17 protein-coding genes are annotated in these 15,437 nt (G+C 64.7%); 13 read left to right on the forward strand and 4 right to left on the reverse strand.

Annotated elements, in window-relative coordinates; all coding sequences use genetic code 11:
• The first annotated feature begins 116 nt into the window (after positions 1-116).
• The 3 genes from IVA78_RS21135 to IVA78_RS21145 all read left to right on the forward strand — a co-directional run bounded on the left by IVA78_RS21135 (position 117) and on the right by IVA78_RS21145 (position 3,433).
• Positions 117-1,055 (forward strand): dihydrodipicolinate synthase family protein, encoded by a 939-nt coding sequence (locus IVA78_RS21135; protein WP_247467490.1) that lies wholly within the window; start codon positions 117-119, stop codon positions 1,053-1,055.
• A 285-nt stretch (positions 1,056-1,340) separates the two neighbouring features.
• On the forward strand, positions 1,341-2,741 hold the full coding sequence (locus IVA78_RS21140; protein ID WP_247467493.1) for a selenium-binding family protein: 1,401 nt from the start codon (positions 1,341-1,343) through the stop codon (positions 2,739-2,741).
• A gap of 83 nt (positions 2,742-2,824) precedes the next feature.
• Positions 2,825-3,433: a hypothetical protein gene (locus IVA78_RS21145; protein ID WP_247468054.1), complete on the forward strand. Its 609-nt coding sequence runs from the start codon at positions 2,825-2,827 to the stop codon at positions 3,431-3,433.
• Positions 3,434-3,436: 3 nt separating this feature from the next.
• On the opposite strand, the gene IVA78_RS21150 is transcribed toward IVA78_RS21145, so the two are convergent.
• From IVA78_RS21150 to IVA78_RS21160, 3 genes are read right to left on the reverse strand one after another with little or no spacing between them, the layout of a single operon-like run.
• On the reverse strand, positions 3,437-4,135 hold the full coding sequence (locus IVA78_RS21150) for a DUF1045 domain-containing protein (protein WP_247467496.1): 699 nt from the start codon (positions 4,133-4,135) through the stop codon (positions 3,437-3,439).
• A gap of 18 nt (positions 4,136-4,153) precedes the next feature.
• Positions 4,154-5,350, reverse strand: coding sequence for an alpha-D-ribose 1-methylphosphonate 5-triphosphate diphosphatase (locus tag IVA78_RS21155; protein WP_247467498.1), 1,197 nt, complete (start codon positions 5,348-5,350; stop codon positions 4,154-4,156).
• Positions 5,347-6,018, reverse strand: coding sequence for a chloramphenicol acetyltransferase (locus IVA78_RS21160; protein ID WP_247467501.1), 672 nt, complete (start codon positions 6,016-6,018; stop codon positions 5,347-5,349). Before IVA78_RS21160 ends, IVA78_RS21155 begins: the two co-directional genes overlap by 4 nt.
• Before the next feature lie 187 nt (positions 6,019-6,205).
• On the opposite strand from IVA78_RS21160, the gene phnC reads away from it, so the two are divergent.
• The 4 genes from phnC to phnE (IVA78_RS21180) all read left to right on the forward strand — a co-directional run bounded on the left by phnC (position 6,206) and on the right by phnE (IVA78_RS21180) (position 9,818).
• Complete coding sequence (gene phnC / locus IVA78_RS21165; RefSeq protein ID WP_247467504.1) at positions 6,206-7,015, forward strand: phosphonate ABC transporter ATP-binding protein; 810 nt, start codon at positions 6,206-6,208, stop codon at positions 7,013-7,015.
• Positions 7,016-7,076: 61 nt separating this feature from the next.
• Positions 7,077-8,012 carry a phosphonate ABC transporter substrate-binding protein gene (gene phnD, locus IVA78_RS21170; RefSeq protein WP_247467507.1) on the forward strand — a complete coding sequence of 312 codons (936 nt, stop codon included), beginning with the start codon at positions 7,077-7,079 and terminating at the stop codon, positions 8,010-8,012.
• A gap of 76 nt (positions 8,013-8,088) precedes the next feature.
• A complete protein-coding gene (gene phnE / locus IVA78_RS21175; RefSeq protein WP_247467510.1) occupies positions 8,089-8,973 on the forward strand; it encodes a phosphonate ABC transporter, permease protein PhnE in 885 nt (294 codons plus the stop codon).
• On the forward strand, positions 8,970-9,818 hold the full coding sequence (gene phnE, locus IVA78_RS21180; protein WP_247467513.1) for a phosphonate ABC transporter, permease protein PhnE: 849 nt from the start codon (positions 8,970-8,972) through the stop codon (positions 9,816-9,818). The genes phnE (IVA78_RS21175) and phnE (IVA78_RS21180) overlap by 4 nt, the downstream gene beginning before the upstream one ends.
• A gap of 188 nt (positions 9,819-10,006) precedes the next feature.
• On the opposite strand, the gene phnF is transcribed toward phnE (IVA78_RS21180), so the two are convergent.
• A complete protein-coding gene (gene phnF, locus IVA78_RS21185) occupies positions 10,007-10,738 on the reverse strand; it encodes a phosphonate metabolism transcriptional regulator PhnF (protein WP_247467516.1) in 732 nt (243 codons plus the stop codon).
• Between the two features lie 107 nt (positions 10,739-10,845).
• Here phnF and phnG point away from each other — a divergent pair, with 107 nt between their 5' ends.
• The 6 genes from phnG to phnL are packed head-to-tail and all read left to right on the forward strand — an operon-like array spanning position 10,846 to position 15,429.
• Positions 10,846-11,310, forward strand: a complete 465-nt coding sequence (phnG, locus tag IVA78_RS21190; RefSeq protein ID WP_247467518.1) for a phosphonate C-P lyase system protein PhnG — start codon at positions 10,846-10,848, stop codon at positions 11,308-11,310.
• A gap of 4 nt (positions 11,311-11,314) precedes the next feature.
• On the forward strand, positions 11,315-11,923 hold the full coding sequence (gene phnH / locus IVA78_RS21195) for a phosphonate C-P lyase system protein PhnH (RefSeq protein WP_247467520.1): 609 nt from the start codon (positions 11,315-11,317) through the stop codon (positions 11,921-11,923).
• A gap of 4 nt (positions 11,924-11,927) precedes the next feature.
• A complete protein-coding gene (locus IVA78_RS21200; RefSeq protein WP_247467523.1) occupies positions 11,928-13,031 on the forward strand; it encodes a carbon-phosphorus lyase complex subunit PhnI in 1,104 nt (367 codons plus the stop codon).
• Complete coding sequence (locus IVA78_RS21205; protein ID WP_247281482.1) at positions 13,028-13,918, forward strand: alpha-D-ribose 1-methylphosphonate 5-phosphate C-P-lyase PhnJ; 891 nt, start codon at positions 13,028-13,030, stop codon at positions 13,916-13,918. Before IVA78_RS21200 ends, IVA78_RS21205 begins: the two co-directional genes overlap by 4 nt.
• The gene (gene phnK, locus IVA78_RS21210; protein ID WP_247467525.1) at positions 13,911-14,708 is read left to right on the forward strand and encodes a phosphonate C-P lyase system protein PhnK; all 798 of its coding nucleotides are present in this window, start codon (positions 13,911-13,913) and stop codon (positions 14,706-14,708) included. Before IVA78_RS21205 ends, phnK begins: the two co-directional genes overlap by 8 nt.
• Positions 14,709-14,730: 22 nt before the next feature.
• A complete protein-coding gene (gene phnL / locus IVA78_RS21215; protein ID WP_247468057.1) occupies positions 14,731-15,429 on the forward strand; it encodes a phosphonate C-P lyase system protein PhnL in 699 nt (232 codons plus the stop codon).
• Positions 15,430-15,437: the final 8 nt, after the last annotated feature.

Below are 15,437 nucleotides of genomic sequence, written 5' to 3' on the forward strand. Positions count from 1 at the left end.
TGATTCCAACGTCGCGCGTTCGGCATTGCCGCAGGTCGCCGCGGCGGGTACATCTGTGCCGCCTCGCAGCGTGTGCGCGGCGCCAGACGTAAGACACATCAGGGATGGAGAGTTCGATGCCGGTCACCCCACACAAGGTCCAGCGCCCCTATCGCGGCGTGTTCCCGGTCGCGCCCACTATCTTCGACGAGCGCGGCGAGCTCGACCTCGAAGGCCAGCGCCGCTGCATCGATTTCATGATCGACGCCGGCTCGCATGGTCTGTGCATCCTCGCCAATTTCTCCGAGCAGTTCGTGCTCACCGATGCCGAGCGCGAAACCGTGATGCATACGGTGCTGGAGCATGTCGCCGGACGGGTTCCTGTGATCGTCACCACCACGCATTTCAGCTCGGCCGTCTGCGCGGCGCGCAGCAGGCAGGCCGAGGCGGCCGGCGCGGCCATGGTGATGGTGATGCCGCCCTATCACGGCGCGACCTTCCGCGTCCCCGAGAAGGGCATCGTCGAATTCTTCAAGGTGCTCTCGGGCGCGATCACCATTCCCATCATGATTCAGGATGCGCCGGTTGCCGGCACGCCGCTCTCGGTCGAGCTGCTCGCGCGGCTGTCGCGCGAATTCTCCAACATCCGCTATTTCAAGATCGAGGTGCCCGGCGCTGCCGCAAAGCTGCGCAGCCTGATCGATGCGGGTGGCAAGGACATCGAGGGCCCCTGGGACGGCGAGGAGGCGATCACGCTGCTCGCCGATCTCGATGCCGGCGCCACTGGGGCGATGACCGGCGGCGGTTATCCCGACGGCATTCGCCAGATCATCGATCCCTATTTCGCCGGCAAGCGCGAGGAGGCCAAGGCGGCCTACGAGCGCTGGCTGCCGCTGATCAATTACGAGAACCGCCAATGCGGCCTGATCGCCTGCAAGGTCATGATGCAGGCCGGTGCCGTGATCAAGTCGGACACGGTGCGCCATCCGCTGCAGCCGCTGCATCCGGCGACGCGCGCGGGGCTGCTGGAGCTAGCCAAGGAGCGCGACGCGCTGGCGCTGCGGTGGGGGAAGTAGGGCTCTCCACCGTCGTTGCGAGAAGCGAAGCGACGAAACAATCCGGACCGTTTCCGCGGAGAAAGTCTGGATTGCTTCGCTTCGCTCGCAACGACGGGGTCCGCCCATTTCGGCTGAAGGCGTCGAATTGGCGCGGTTCGGGTGGTTTCCCGCTGCCCGGCGATGACATATTGTACGTTCGCCAACCAGGCCTGCGGAGAATCTCAGGACATCACGTAACAGCTCTTCTTTTGCCGCTATTTCGAGCCAGGTTGGCGTGAACCGACGGAACAGGGAGGCAGTGCCATGACGATGAGGCCGGATCCCACCTTTCACGCATCGCCCAAGCTTGCGATGGAAGCACCAGCGGAGAACTTTGCCTACACGCTGCTGCTCAGTCCAGATTTCTCAAAACCTGATGCTCTCGCGGTTATCGACGTCAAGCCGGGGTCGCCGACCTACAGCCAAATCGTCCACACCGTGACGATGCCCAACAAGGGCGATGAGTTTCACCACTTCGGCTGGAATGCCTGCTCCTCCGCCTTGTCGCCGCTCGCCGGACATGCCTTCATCGAGCGGCGCTATCTCATCATCCCCGGACTGCGCTCGTCGCGGATCTACATCATCGATACCAAGCCGGATCCGACCAAAGCCAAGATCCACAAGATCATCGAGCCGGAAGAAGTCTTCAAAAAGACCGGTTACTCGCGGCCGCATACCATCCATTGCGGGCCGGACGGCATCTATGTGAGCACGCTGGGCGGCGGCGGCCAAGACGGCACCAACGGTCCTCCAGGCGTTTTCATCATGGATTGCGAGACGTTCGAGGTCCTGGGACGATGGGAGATCGACCGCGGTCCGCAGACGTTGCACTATGATTTCTGGTGGAACCTGCCGCGCGACTACATGGTGACGAGTGAATGGGCATTGCCGCCGCAGTTCGAGAACGGGATCGTCCCGGAAGATCTGCTTGCGAATAAATATGGCCATCGTCTCCACTTCTGGGATCTTCGCGCCCGTCGCAACGTCCAGACCATCGACCTCGGCGCCAATCATCAGATGGCGCTAGAGGTGCGGCCCGCGCACGATCCGGTTCGCGAATACGGCTTCGTTGGCGTCGTGGTCGACACCACGAATCTCGAAGCATCGATCTGGACCTGGTGGCGCGACGGCGGGACATTCCACGTGGAGAAGACGGCGACAATCCAGCCCGAGCCCGCGGCAAAGGAGAAGCTCCCGCCGCTGCTCCAGGGCTTTGGTGCCGTGCCGCCGCTGGTGACCGACATCGACCTCTCGATGGATGATCGGTTTCTCTATGTCTCGTGCTGGGGCACGGGTGAAATGCGCCAGTACGATGTGAGTGATCCGCGAAAGCCGAAGCATGCAGGCTCGGTCCACATCGGTGGCATCGCGCGCCGCACGCCTCATCCGAACGGCAAGGCATTTGCTGCCGGTCCGCAGATGGTCGAGATCAGCCGCGACGGCAGGCGCGTGTACTGGACCAATTCGCTGTATTCCACCTGGGATGACCAGTTCTATCCCGACGGAGTTCCGGGCGTGGAGGTCATGGCCAATGTCGGTCGCGACGGCGGTCTCGAACTCGACAAGGACTATTTCGTGAGCTTCCCCGACGGATATCGTGCGCACCAGATCAGGCTGGAAGGCGGCGATTGTTCGACGGACTCCTTTTGCTACCCGTCGGCCTAGATTGGGGACACGCGAGCCCGGGGCTTGGCTGGCTCTGGCTCGCTCTCGTTGCGAGCGGCTTCTATCACGGGGTCAATCCGGGAATGGGATGGCCGCTCGCCGTGTCGGCCGGGCTCATGGACAAGAGCCCGCGCGCGCTGTTCCGTGCGTTGTGGGCTCTGGCGGCCGGGCATCTCCTGGCAACGCTTCTCGTGCTGCTGCCATTCGCGCTGCTGCTCGTGCTGGCCGAGTGGCAGCGTTCGATCCAGCTAGTCGCGAGCCTTCTCGTCATCGGTTTCGGCGTCTATCGGCTGATCGAGCGGCGTCATCCGCGCACGCTGGCACGAATTCCGCCAACGCAATTGGCGCTCTGGTCGTTTGCCGTTGCCATTGCTCACGGCGCCGCCTTGATGCTCGTGCCGATCTATCTCGGTCTCTGCCAGGCCTTCGAACTCGATGCCGGCCATGAGGCCGCCGGCGCGCTGATGAAGGCAAGTCTTGTGAAGGCAAGTCTCGGGATGACGGTGCTGGTGTCTGTGGTGCACGTTGCCGCCATGATCAGCGCGGGCGGATGTCTGGCGTGGCTTGTCTATCGTTATCTGGGATTGAGGTTCGTCTCGCGAAGCTGGTTCAATCTGGATGCAATCTGGGCGACCAGTCTCATTGTGGTTGGCGTCGTGGCGCTCGCCTTCAATGTATCGAGCTGGCGGTGAAGCCTAGCGCGTCAAAGCCCACTCGCCGACGATGCGGAAGCGTGCCTTCGCGTCGTCCTGTTTGAACAGTACGATGCGGTCGATCACGAGCGTCTTGGATCCTAGCGCTGCAAACCTGCTCCGCAGCATCTCCAGAATCGGCGCGCGGCGCTCTGCGTCCAGCCGTCCTGTCAGGGTCATGTGAAAGCGAAATTCTTCCATCACGTAAGGGTAGCCCCAGCGGTCGAGGTAATCGCGCTGCCGCTCGCTCAGTTTCTCGGGCTTGCGACGCGCGCGATCTTCCGCGCTCAGAGGGGCGCGGAACGAGTCGAATTCGCTGACGCAATCGGCGGCGAGCTGCTGGAGCGCATCGACCGGCTCGGCCGCAATCACGGCAATGAAGCCGCTTATGGAATCGACGACCGGTCGTATCGCCGGAATCGGTCGCTCCTTACCAGCAAATGCCGCGCAGGCCGCCGCGAGCTCGGCCTCGCTCTTGCCCGGCGCCAGCATCATCGGCGCCTTCAGTGTGGCGTGAAAGCCGTATTTGCGGGGATCGGCGCTGATATCGCGCCAGTCCGGCGCGACATCCAGTGCCTCGCGCGGAAACGGCACTTCGTCGCCGGTGTAGGCATCGTAGCCGAGCAGCTCGGCGCCGAAGCGGGAGAGGGCGCTGTGGGCGCCGGCCGCAAAATAGATCGCGCAGCGGGGAAAACCTGTCATCGCCTCAGCATAACCAATTTAAGCCGCAACGACAGCCTCGCGCGGCGCCGCCGCTGCTGCTGTGAGCAGCCGCGTCGCATCGGTGAGATGCACCAGCTTGCCGCCTGATATCACGGCGATTAGCCGCGGCCGCAACTCCACGCTGTCGTCGACCAAAAGAATGTCGGCGCGGCGCCCTTCCGCGATGGCGCCGCGATCGGTAAGGCCGGTTGCACGCGCAGGTCCGGCAGAGACCAAATCCCAGGCCTGCTCCAGCGGCAGCACGCGGTCGGCCGCGAGCCGGAATGCGGCCAGCAGCTGTGCCGGATAGTAATAGTCCGAGGCCAGCACCGAGCAGAGACCCTTGGCGACCATGTCCGACGCCCTGGTCCAGCCGGTGTGGCTGCCGCCGCGCACGACGTTGGGGGCGCCATAGACGACGGCGTCGCCGTGGCTTGCTGCCGCCCGCGCCGTCTCCTCGTTGATCGGAAACTCGGCGATCATCGCACCGAGATTGCGAAACTCCTGGCGCATCGCCGGCGTCGCATCGTCATGCGAGAGCATTCGCACCCCGGCGGCGCGGGCCGCCGCCGCAAGCCGCGAGAGCGACGCCGGAACGTCGGCGGCGCGCGCCACCACACGTTCGACCAGCCGGTCAAATTCCTCGCTCGAAAGGCCGGTGCGCTCCACCATGCGGTTGCGCTTGCGCGGCTTGGCCATGTCGGCAACCGTGCCGTCCATGTGGTCGTTGAAGGCGAACAGGTCGACGCGGCCTTCCGCGAGCCATTGGCTGATCTCGGTCTCGGCATCGAGATTGTAGGTCTCGTGCCGCAGATGGAAGCGGGTGTCGGCGGCGAATTGCGGACGTTGCCGCTCGATCGCCTCCATCAGGCCGCGCGCGTTGCCAGCGCTGCGCAGGCCAGGCTCCCACGAACAGGTCGTGGCGTGGAACACCGTGGTGATGCCGTTGCTGATCGCCTGACGATCACTGTCGGCGAGCGCGACGTCGATCGGGAAATCGACGCCGGCGCGCGGCATCATCTGGCGCTCGAAGGCATCGCCATGCAGATCGACGATGCCTGGCAGCACCAGCAGGCCGCGGGCATCGATCGCGAGCCGCGCGCGGGCGCGAGAGACATCGACCAACGCAATGTCCGTTCCGGACACGAGAAGTGAGGTTTCGACGAGCCCGGCGCCGATCAGGGCCCGGCCGCCTTCAAGGAAAATGTCTGTCACGCGACCGCGCTTCGTTTGCTGGCAGGAGAACCGGTGGAAGAGCTCGCCCGTGCTTCGTATGTCGCGAGGAAATCTTCAATCCCGAGCTTGCGGAAATCGGGCAGCGCTTCACGCAATTTGTCGTGATCCCAGTCCCACCAGGCGAGCTTGGCGAGCCGGCCGGCGATCTGCTCCGAGAACCGCCGCCGCACGATGCGCGCCGGATTGCCGGCGACGATGGTGTAGGCCGGCACGTCCTTGGTGACGATAGCGCCCGCCGCGATCACCGCGCCGGTGCCGATATTGCGGCCGGGCAGCACGATCGCGCCGTGGCCGATCCAGACATCGTGACCGACATGGATGTGATGCTGGCGGCGCCAGTCGAAGAACTCGGTGTCGTCGCTCTCGCCTTCGAAATAGGCGCTTGAACGGTAGGTGAAATGCGCCTGGGTCGCACGATGCATCGGATGATTGCCGGGATTGATCCGCGTCATTGCCGCGATCGAGCAGAACTTTCCGATGATGGTGTAGGTGATCTGGGCATCGTTGACGACATAGGAGTAATCGGCCATCGCCACTTCATGCAGTACGGTGCGCGCGCCGACCTCGGTGTAGGCGCCGAGCCTGGCCTCGTGCAGCTTGGCCGAGGGATCAATGGTCGGCTGAATCGAAAGAGCTTTGGCGGCCATGTTGCATCCGAAGCGCGAGGGTGGGGCGTTTTCTTGGAGCGGCATTGATGACAATGCTTTGATGACAACGTCATGACGTGGCGATGACAGGGGATGACGTGTGTTGGATCGCCGCACCGCAACGCGGATGTCACACAAGTGTTAAGCGCCGGCGTTAGCGGTGGGTCCGATTAATCTGGAGCCCTGCATGCTGGTCGTGGAAGGTCTGACGTGTCGCTTCGGCGCAAAGGCCGCGGTGGACGACGCTTCGTTTCAAGTTTCCCCGGGCGGCTTCGTCGGTGTGATCGGACGGTCCGGCGCCGGCAAGTCGACCCTGCTGCGGACCATCAACCGCCTGGCGACGCCGACCGAGGGCCGCATCCTGTTCGACGGCATCGATGTCACCGCGCTGCGCGGCAAGGAGCTGCGGCAGTGGCGGGCGCGCTCGGCGATGATCTTCCAGCAGTTCAACCTGGTCGGCCGGCTCGATGTCCTCACCAACGTCCTGATGGGGCGCCTCGCAACGATGCCCGCCTGGCGCTCGCTGTCGCAGCTCTGGCCCGAGCAGGACAAGGCGCTGGCGATGTCCGCGCTGGAGCAGTTCGACATCGCCGCGCTCGCCGCCCAGCGCGCCGACCAGCTCTCCGGCGGACAGCAGCAGCGCGTGGCGATTGCCCGCGCCCTGGTCCAGCAGCCCGACATCATCCTCGCCGACGAACCGATTGCCTCGCTCGATCCGCGCAACACCAAAATCGTGATGGATGCGCTGCTGCGCATCAACAAGCATTTCGGCATCACCGTGCTCTGCAATCTGCATTCGCTCGATCTGGCGCGCAGCTATTGCGACCGCCTGATCGGCATGGCGCAGGGCCGCGTGGTGTTCGATGGCGCGCCGGCCGCGCTGACCGATCACGTGGCGCGCGAGCTCTACGATCTCGAAGCCGCCGACGTCATGGGCGGCATGCCCATCCCGGCGCCCGAGGGCGTTCCGGCGCTTGGAACGGCGGCTGCCGCCTGAGCCTCGCCTGATTAGTTCAAGTCTTTTGCGTCAACCGACCCCAACCGACGAAGAGGGTATCATGATCACTCGCAGATTAATCCTTGCCGGCGTCGCCGCGCTCGCCTTTGCCACCTCCGCCTCGGCGGACGGCTGGAAAGCCAAATATCCCGAGCTGACCTTCGCGGTCGTGCCGGCGGAGAACGCCTCCGGCGTCACCGAGCGCTGGGCGCCGTTCGTGAGCTATCTCTCCAAGGAACTGGGCGTGAAGGTCACGCTGCGCATCGCCAACGACTATGCAGCCGTCATTGAAGGCCAGCGTGCCGGCAACATCCAGATCGCGAGCTACGGCTCGGCCTCGTTCGCCCGCGCCCGCCTGACCGGCGTCAAGACCGACGCTTTCGCCAACGACATCAACGCCGACGGCTCGACCGGCTACTACTCGGTGTTCTTCGTCAAGGCGAGCAGCCCCTATAAGAAGGTCGATGACCTCAAGGGCAAGAATCTCGGCCTCGTCGACCCGAACTCGACCTCCGGCAACAACGTGCCGCGCTTCGAACTCGACAAGATGGGCATCCCAGATACCGACACCTATTTCGGTAAGGTCGTCTTCACCGGCAGCCACGAGAATGCGATGCTGGCGCTGGCGCAGGGCACGGTCGACGTTGCCGCCAACCAGTGGACCAGCGATGACGATTCCACGCTGGCGCAGATGCTGACCAAGGGCATGCTGAAGAACACCGACGGCTCGGCGATGAAGAAGGACGATTTCCGCATCATCCACAAGTCGGCGCCGATCATCAACGGCCCTTATGCCTACAATTCCGACCTGCCGGAGGATGCCAAGGCCGCCATCGCCAAGGCATTCTTCGATGCGCCGGCCAAGGACAAGGCCGCGTTCGACCGTCTCTCCGATGGCCAGAAGAAGGGCTTTCATCCCGCCACCACCAAGGACTGGGATGGCACGATCGAGCTGATCAAGTTCGTCGATGCGCTGCGTAAGAAGAAGGCGTCCTGAGTTTTTGGGACGATGCACTGGAGCCGGGTCGATGGACCCGGCTCTTTCTCTTTGATCGACCACTTGTTCTGACCAGATGACCGTCGCGGTTTCGATCCTCCCCGAGCAGCAGCTTGCCGTGCTCAACGCCGCCTATCGCCAGGCGGTCGCGCGCAGGCGATGGCGCCTGCTGTTGGGAGCTGGTATCTTTGCCGGTGCGTTTATTCTCGCAGCGATCGGCGCCGAAGTGAATCTGCGCACGCTGTTCACTTATTTCGGCAATTTCATCAGCTATTTCGACCGCATCCTCACGCTCGACAACGGCCAGCGGGTCTGGACCGATGTTGGCGAGTGGCTCTGGGGCTGGCGCAAATGGCTGAAGATGCTGGGCGAGACGCTGCTGATCTCCTATGTCGGCACGCTGATCGGCGCCACCTTCGCCTTTGCCCTGAACTTCTTCGCGGCGGAGAACACCTCGCCGGCGCCCTGGCTGCGCTTCACGGTGCGGCGCCTGCTCGAATTCGCCCGCACCGTTCCCGGCATCGTGTTCGCGCTGATCTTCGTCATCGCCTTCGGGTTAGGTCCGATGGCGGGCGTGCTCGCGATCGCGATCCACTCCACCGGCGCGCTCGGTAAGCTGTTCTCGGAGATCGTCGAGAACGCCGACATGAAGCCGGTCGAGGGCGTCCGCTCGACCGGGGCGAGCTGGCTCTCCTGCATGCGCTTCGCCGTGGTGCCGCAGGTCACTGCGGGTTATGCCAGCTACGCGTTGCTGCGCTTCGAGATCAACGTCCGCGAAGCCTCGGTGATGGGCTTTGTCGGCGCCGGCGGCATCGGCAAGGAGCTCGTCGTTGCCATCCGCAAGTTCTATTACTCCGACGTCAGCGCGATCCTGCTCACCATCATCGTGACCGTCTTCATCATCGACATCACCACCGGCTGGCTGCGCGGCCGCCTGTTCGGCAAGGAGGCGCGGACGTGACCGGGCCGCAGCAAGTCGAGACGCGAGAAATCCGCGCCCGCTACCCCGATGTGTTCGACCGGCCGGCCTCGGCGCGGCTTGCAACGCCGGCGATGATCATCGCGGCGTTCGCGATCCTGATCTATGGTCTGGTCGATCTCGATTTCTCGCCGTCACGATTCCTCGCAGGCCTCAGCCAGCTCGGCTGGATCGGCCTGATGATGATCCCGCCCGATCCCGGCTCCTCGTTGCCGGTCTATCTGAAGGCGCTGGGCGAGACGCTGTCGATCGCGCTGCTCGGCACGACGCTGGCGGCGCTGTTCGCGCTCCCGGTCAGTCTGCTGGCCGCGCGCAACGTGGTGCCGTCGAAGATCCTGCGCTTTCCCGTTCGTCGCTTGCTGGATTCGATCCGCGGCGTCGACACGCTGATCTGGGCGCTGGTGTGGATCAATGTGGTCGGGCTCGGCCCGTTCGCCGGCGTGCTCGCCATCGCCGTGTCGGATTTCGGCGCCTTCGGAAAGCTGTTCTCGGAGGCGATCGAGGGCGCCGACCAGAAGCAGGTCGAGGGCATCCGCGCCTCCGGCGGCAGCGCGCTGCACGAGATCCGCTTCGGGCTGCTGCCGCAGGTCCTGCCTGTCATCGCCGGCCAGGTGCTCTATTTCATCGAATCCAACACCCGCTCGGCCACCATCATCGGCATTGTCGGCGCCGGCGGCATTGGCCTCCAGCTCGCCGAGCAGATCCGCGTCTTGGAATGGCAGAAGGTGTCTTTCCTGATCCTGATGATCTTGGTTGCGGTTGCCGCGATCGATTTCATTTCCGGCAAGCTGCGCTTTGCGATCATTGGGCGAAGGGTTGTCGCTTAACTCAGCTGCGGCCGCAGTCTTCTTCCCTTCTCCCCTTGTGGGAGAAGGTGGCGCGAAGCGCCGGATGAGGGGTCCGTCTCCGCGCATTCAAATGAGAGCCGGATTCGCGGAGAGAACCCCGCACCCGTCTCGCCGCTCCGCGGCGAGCCACCCTCTCCCACAAGGGGAGAGGGGAAGAGGGCGGCAGCTCACCCGTTGTCCACCAAAAACTCCACCCGCTCTGCTGCAAACCGCGAGTGCTTGGTCACCAGCGGCTTGCCGTCGAGAGCGTGGTCGGTGGCATCGACCACCAGGATCGGTCGTCCCAGTGCAAGATCGAGCCGGGCGGCGTCAGTCGCGTCGATGATGCCGGCCGTTATCCGGGTCGCGCCGCGGCGGTAGTCGCGAATGCCGTAGTGCTCCAGCAACTTCGTCATCGAGCGCGTCGCGGCGAACACGGCGCCTGCGCCCGGAAACAACTCAGCCGACAGCCAGGTGGTGGAGACGCAGATCGGCGTGCGATCGGCAAGGCGGATCGCCTCGATCCGCACCAGCGCCGCGCCGGCCTTCAAGCCGAGCTCGCGCGCCAGCTCCCGGGTCGCGACCTCATTGGAGGTCTCGATCAACTGGCCGCGCGGCTCGCGGCCGCCGGCGCCGACGATCTCGGAGAACCGGGTGCGCGAGCGCAGCGGATAGGCCAGCCTCTGCGCCTCGACATAGGTTCCGCTGCCGCGCTCGGCCCGGACCAGGCCGCGCTCGGCCAGCGCGGCCAGCGCGCGCCGCACGGTGTGGCGGTTCACGCGGTAGGTTTCCGCGATCTCCATCTCGCCCGGTAATTTGTCGCCGGCGGCAAAGCGGCCGTCGGCGATACCGCGCTCGATGCCGTCGGCGACGAGGCGCCACAGCGCGACGCCCGACGATGCAGTGTCTTGCATGCTCATATCGCTGGTCAGCCTAGCTCAGAAATCAGGCCTTTGTCACGAAACAGTCATGGCGCTCCTTTATGAAGTTGTCTAGTATCATAGACAACTTAGAATCGGCAAGTTCGGTGGATTTCGTGACCCAGCAGAATAACCAGCAAGCCCAGCGCAAGGCCGCGATGGCCGTGCTGGCGCACGCGGAGGCGGGCGAGATCGCCGCCCGCCTCCGCGCACTCGCCCTGCCGGCCCATCAAAATCTGCGCGAAGGCGAAAACGGTCTCGTCATGCTGCGCGGCCGGGTCGGCGGCGACGGCGCACCGTTCAACCTCGGCGAAGCCACGGTGTCGCGTGCGGCGGTCCGGCTTGCCAGTGGCGAGGTCGGCTTCGGCTACACGCTCGGCCGCGATGGTGAGAAGGCGCGGCTGATCGCGCTGTGCGACGCGCTGGTGCAGTCCAGCGATTTTGGCGCAGCCGTCGAGCGCGAAATTATCGCGCCGTTGCGCGAGCAGCTTATGACGATGCGCCAGCAGGCAGCGGGGAAGACCGCCGCGACGAAGGTTGATTTCTACACCATGGTGCGCGGTGAGGGGTGAGATCATGACCACGATTGCGGAACTGCCGCCGGGTTTCGCCGACAGGGTTCTGTCGGCGCAATCGACCTTTCGTTCGGTCATGGATGCGATGGCGCGGCCGGGTTCGGTCCAGCGCATCGTCCCGACAGCCGGAGCGCCCCATACGATGATGCGCGGCACCGCCGCGATCGCACTGACGCTGTTCGATCACGACACGCCACTCTGGCTCGATGCGCGCATGGCAGAAACTTCCGACGTGATGAAATGGCTCAAGTTCCACACTGGCGCGCCGGTGGTGCAGGACACTTCGATTGCCAGCTTCGCGCTGATCAGCGACGGCGCGGCGCTGCCGCCGCTCGAATGCTTCGCGCTCGGCACCAACGAATATCCCGATCGCTCGACCACATTGATCCTTCAGGTCGATAGTCTGGGCTCGGGACGCAGCGTCGAGCTGCGCGGCCCCGGCATCGATGGCACCACGACGCTCCAGGCGTCGATCAAGCCGTTCGACCTGTTCGAGCGCCTGCGGTTCAACGAGGCGCTGTTTCCGCGCGGCCTCGATGTGGTGCTGGTTGCCGATGATGCGGTGGTTGCGATCCCGCGCACCACCCGCGTCGCGAACAAGGAAAGCTGACCGCATGTATGTCGCAGTCAAAGGCGGCGAACGCGCCATCGAGAACGCCCATCTCCTGCTTGCAAACGCGCGGCGCGGTGACCCAAGCGTTCCGGAAGTCACGCTCGATCAGATCTCGGAGCAGCTCGGCCTCGCCGTGGACCGCGTCATGAGCGAGGGCTCGCTCTATGACCGCGAGCTCGCCGCGCTTGCGATCAAGCAGGCGCGGGGCGATCTGATCGAGGCGATCTTCCTGGTCCGTGCCTTCCGCGCCACGCTGCCACGCTTTGGCGCGAGCGAGCCGGTCGACACCGGCGCGATGCGCATGCAGCGGCGAGTGTCGTCGACCTTCAAGGATATTCCAGGTGGCCAGATCCTCGGGCCGACCTTCGACTATACCCACCGCCTGCTCGATCCTTCGCTCGCAGAAGGCGTTGTGCCGGAAGCGCCAGTGACGGCGGAAGCATCAACGGCACCCACGCCGCGCGTGACGGATATTCTTGGCCGCGACGGACTGATCGAGTCCTCGCCGCAGGCCGAGGACGGCGCCAGCGTCGGCGATCTCACCCGCGAGCCGCTGAATTTTCCGGCGGACCGCGACCTGCGCCTGCAAAATCTGGCGCGTGGTGACGAAGGCTTTCTGCTGGCGATGGGCTATTCCACCCAGCGCGGTTACGGCCGGAACCATCCCTTTGCCGGCGAGATCCGCTTTGGCGAGGTCGATGTCGAATTTTTCGCCGAGGACGTCGGCTTCGCCGTGCCGCTCGGCTCGATCGAGCTCACCGAGTGCCAGATGGTCAACCAGTTCAAGGGCTCGGCGACGGAAGCGCCGTGCTTCACCCGCGGCTATGGCCTCGCCTTCGGCCAGAGTGAGCGCAAGACCATGTCGATGGCGCTGGTGGATCGGGCGCTGCGCGCTCGCGAGCTCGGTGAGGAGGTGCGTGCCCCCGCGCAGGACGAGGAGTTCGTGATGTCGCATTCGGACAACGTGCAGGCGACCGGCTTCGTCGAGCATCTCAAGCTGCCGCATTACGTCGACTTCCAGTCCGAGCTCGGCCTGCTCCGCAAGCTGCGCCAGGAGTTTGCCGAGGCCAATGCGCCCGATGCCATGAAGGAGGCCGCGGAATGAACGCGCCCGCCTATAATTTCGCCTATCTCGACGAACAGACCAAGCGGATGATCCGCCGTGCGATCCTCAAGGCGATCGCGATCCCCGGCTACCAGGTGCCGTTCGCCAGCCGCGAAATGCCGATGCCCTATGGCTGGGGCACCGGTGGCGTGCAGGTGACGGCGGCGATCCTGGGACCTGAGGACGTGCTGAAGGTGATTGACCAGGGCTCCGACGACACCACCAACGCGATCTCGATCCGAAAGTTCTTTGCCAAGACCGCGGGCGTCGCCACCACGACGGCGACAGACGAGGCAACCGTGATTCAGACGCGCCACCGCATTCCTGAGACGGCGCTGCATGAAAACCAGGTGCTGGTCTATCAGGTGCCGATCCCTGAACCCCTACGTTTCCTCGAGCCGCGCGAGACCGAGACGCGGCGCATGCATGCGCTCGCCGAATATGGCCTGATGCATGTCAAACTCTATGAGGACATCGCCCGCTTCGGCCATATCGCGACTGCCTATGCCTATCCGGTCAAGGTGAACGCGCGCTACGTGATGGACCCGTCGCCGACGCCGAAATTCGACAATCCCAAGATGGACAATTGTGCCGCGCTGCAATTGTTCGGCGCCGGCCGTGAGAAGCGCATCTACGCGATCCCGCCCTACACGAAAGTCGTGTCGCTGGATTTCGAGGATCATCCGTTCGAGCCGTACCGTTTCAACGCGCCGTGCGCGCTGTGCGGCGCGGAGAACTCCTATCTCGACGAGATCGTCACCGACGACAAGGGCGGTCGGATGTTCGTCTGCTCGGACACCGATTATTGCGAGGGCCGGCAGGCCGCCGGCCATCACGGCAGCCTGAGCGCCGCACCGTACAAGGAGAAGGCGGGCTCACATGGCTGAACTCGATACGCTCGAAAGCGACCAGCCGCTGCTGGTGGCGGAGTCGCTCAGCAAGTCCTTCGGCCGCATTGCCGCGTGCCGAGAGGTGTCCTTTGCGCTCTATCCCGGCGAGGTGCTGGCGATCGTCGGCGAATCCGGCTCGGGCAAGTCGACGCTGCTGCAAATGCTGTCGGGTCAACTCACGCTGAGCGCCGGCCGGGTCTCTTACCGGATGCGCGACGGCGTCGCCCGCGATCTTACGACGCTCGGCGAGGCCGAGCGGCGCTTTCTGTTCCGCACCGACTGGGGCTATGTCCATCAGGATCCTGCGCAAGGTCTGCGCATGGCGGTCTCGGCCGGCGCCAATGTCGGCGAGCGGCTGATGGCGGTGGGATGGAATCATTACGGCCGCATCCGCGACGCCGCCTCCGACTGGCTGACGCGCGTCGAGATCGACGTCGCGCGCATCGACGATGCGCCGCGCACCTATTCCGGCGGCATGCGCCAGCGGCTCCAGATCGCGCGCAACCTCGTCACCGAGCCGCGGCTGGTGTTCATGGACGAGCCGACCGGCGGCCTGGACGTGTCGGTGCAGGCGCGCCTGCTCGATCTCCTGCGCAGCCTGGTCGCCGAGCTGCACCTCGCCGTCATCATCGTCACGCATGATCTCGCGGTGGCACGCCTTTTGTCGCACCGCGTGATGGTGATGAAGGGCGGCCGCGTCATCGAGACCGGCCTCACCGATCAGGTGCTCGACGATCCGCGCGAGCCCTATACGCAACTCCTCGTCTCCTCGATTCTGCCGCCATGAGCCTGCCAACATGTGCCTTGCGATGACCGCCATGATCGACATTACCGACGCCCGGAAGACCTTTACGATGCACCTGCAAGGCGGCATCGAATTGCCGGTCGTGCGCGGCGTGACGTTCCATGTCGATCCCGGCGAATGCGTCGTGCTCTCGGGGCCATCAGGCGCCGGCAAGTCGTCGATCCTGAAGATGATCTTCGGCAATTATCGCTGCGATTCCGGCCGCATCGGCATCCGCCACCGCGGCGGGCTGATCGATCTTGCCGTCGCCGAGCCGCGGCAGGTGCTCAATGTCCGCCGCGCGACCATCGGTTATGTCAGCCAGTTCCTCCGCGCGGTGCCCCGCGTTGCGACCATCGACGTGGTCGCCGAGCCTCTGATCGTGAACGGCCTGGCGCGCCCGGAAGCGCAAGCCCGCGCGGGCGCGCTCCTGCATCGTCTCAATATTCCCGAGCGGCTGTGGCAGCTTCCGCCCGCGACCTTCTCCGGCGGCGAGCAGCAGCGCGTCAACATCGCGCGCGGCTTCATCTCGGATCTGCCGATCCTGCTGCTCGACGAGCCGACCGCTTCGCTCGATGCCGCCAACCGCACTGTGGTGGTCGAGCTGATCGCTGAGAAAAAACGCCAGGGTGTCGCCATGGTCGCCATTGTCCATGACGACGAAATCCGGCATCTGATTGCCGACCGCATCGTCGATGTCACCAGCTTCGCCGCCGCGGCCTGAAGGAAATC

Origin of the sequence: Bradyrhizobium sp. 137 (assembly GCF_023074095.1) — a bacterium.
Taxonomy (GTDB): domain Bacteria; phylum Pseudomonadota; class Alphaproteobacteria; order Rhizobiales; family Xanthobacteraceae; genus Bradyrhizobium.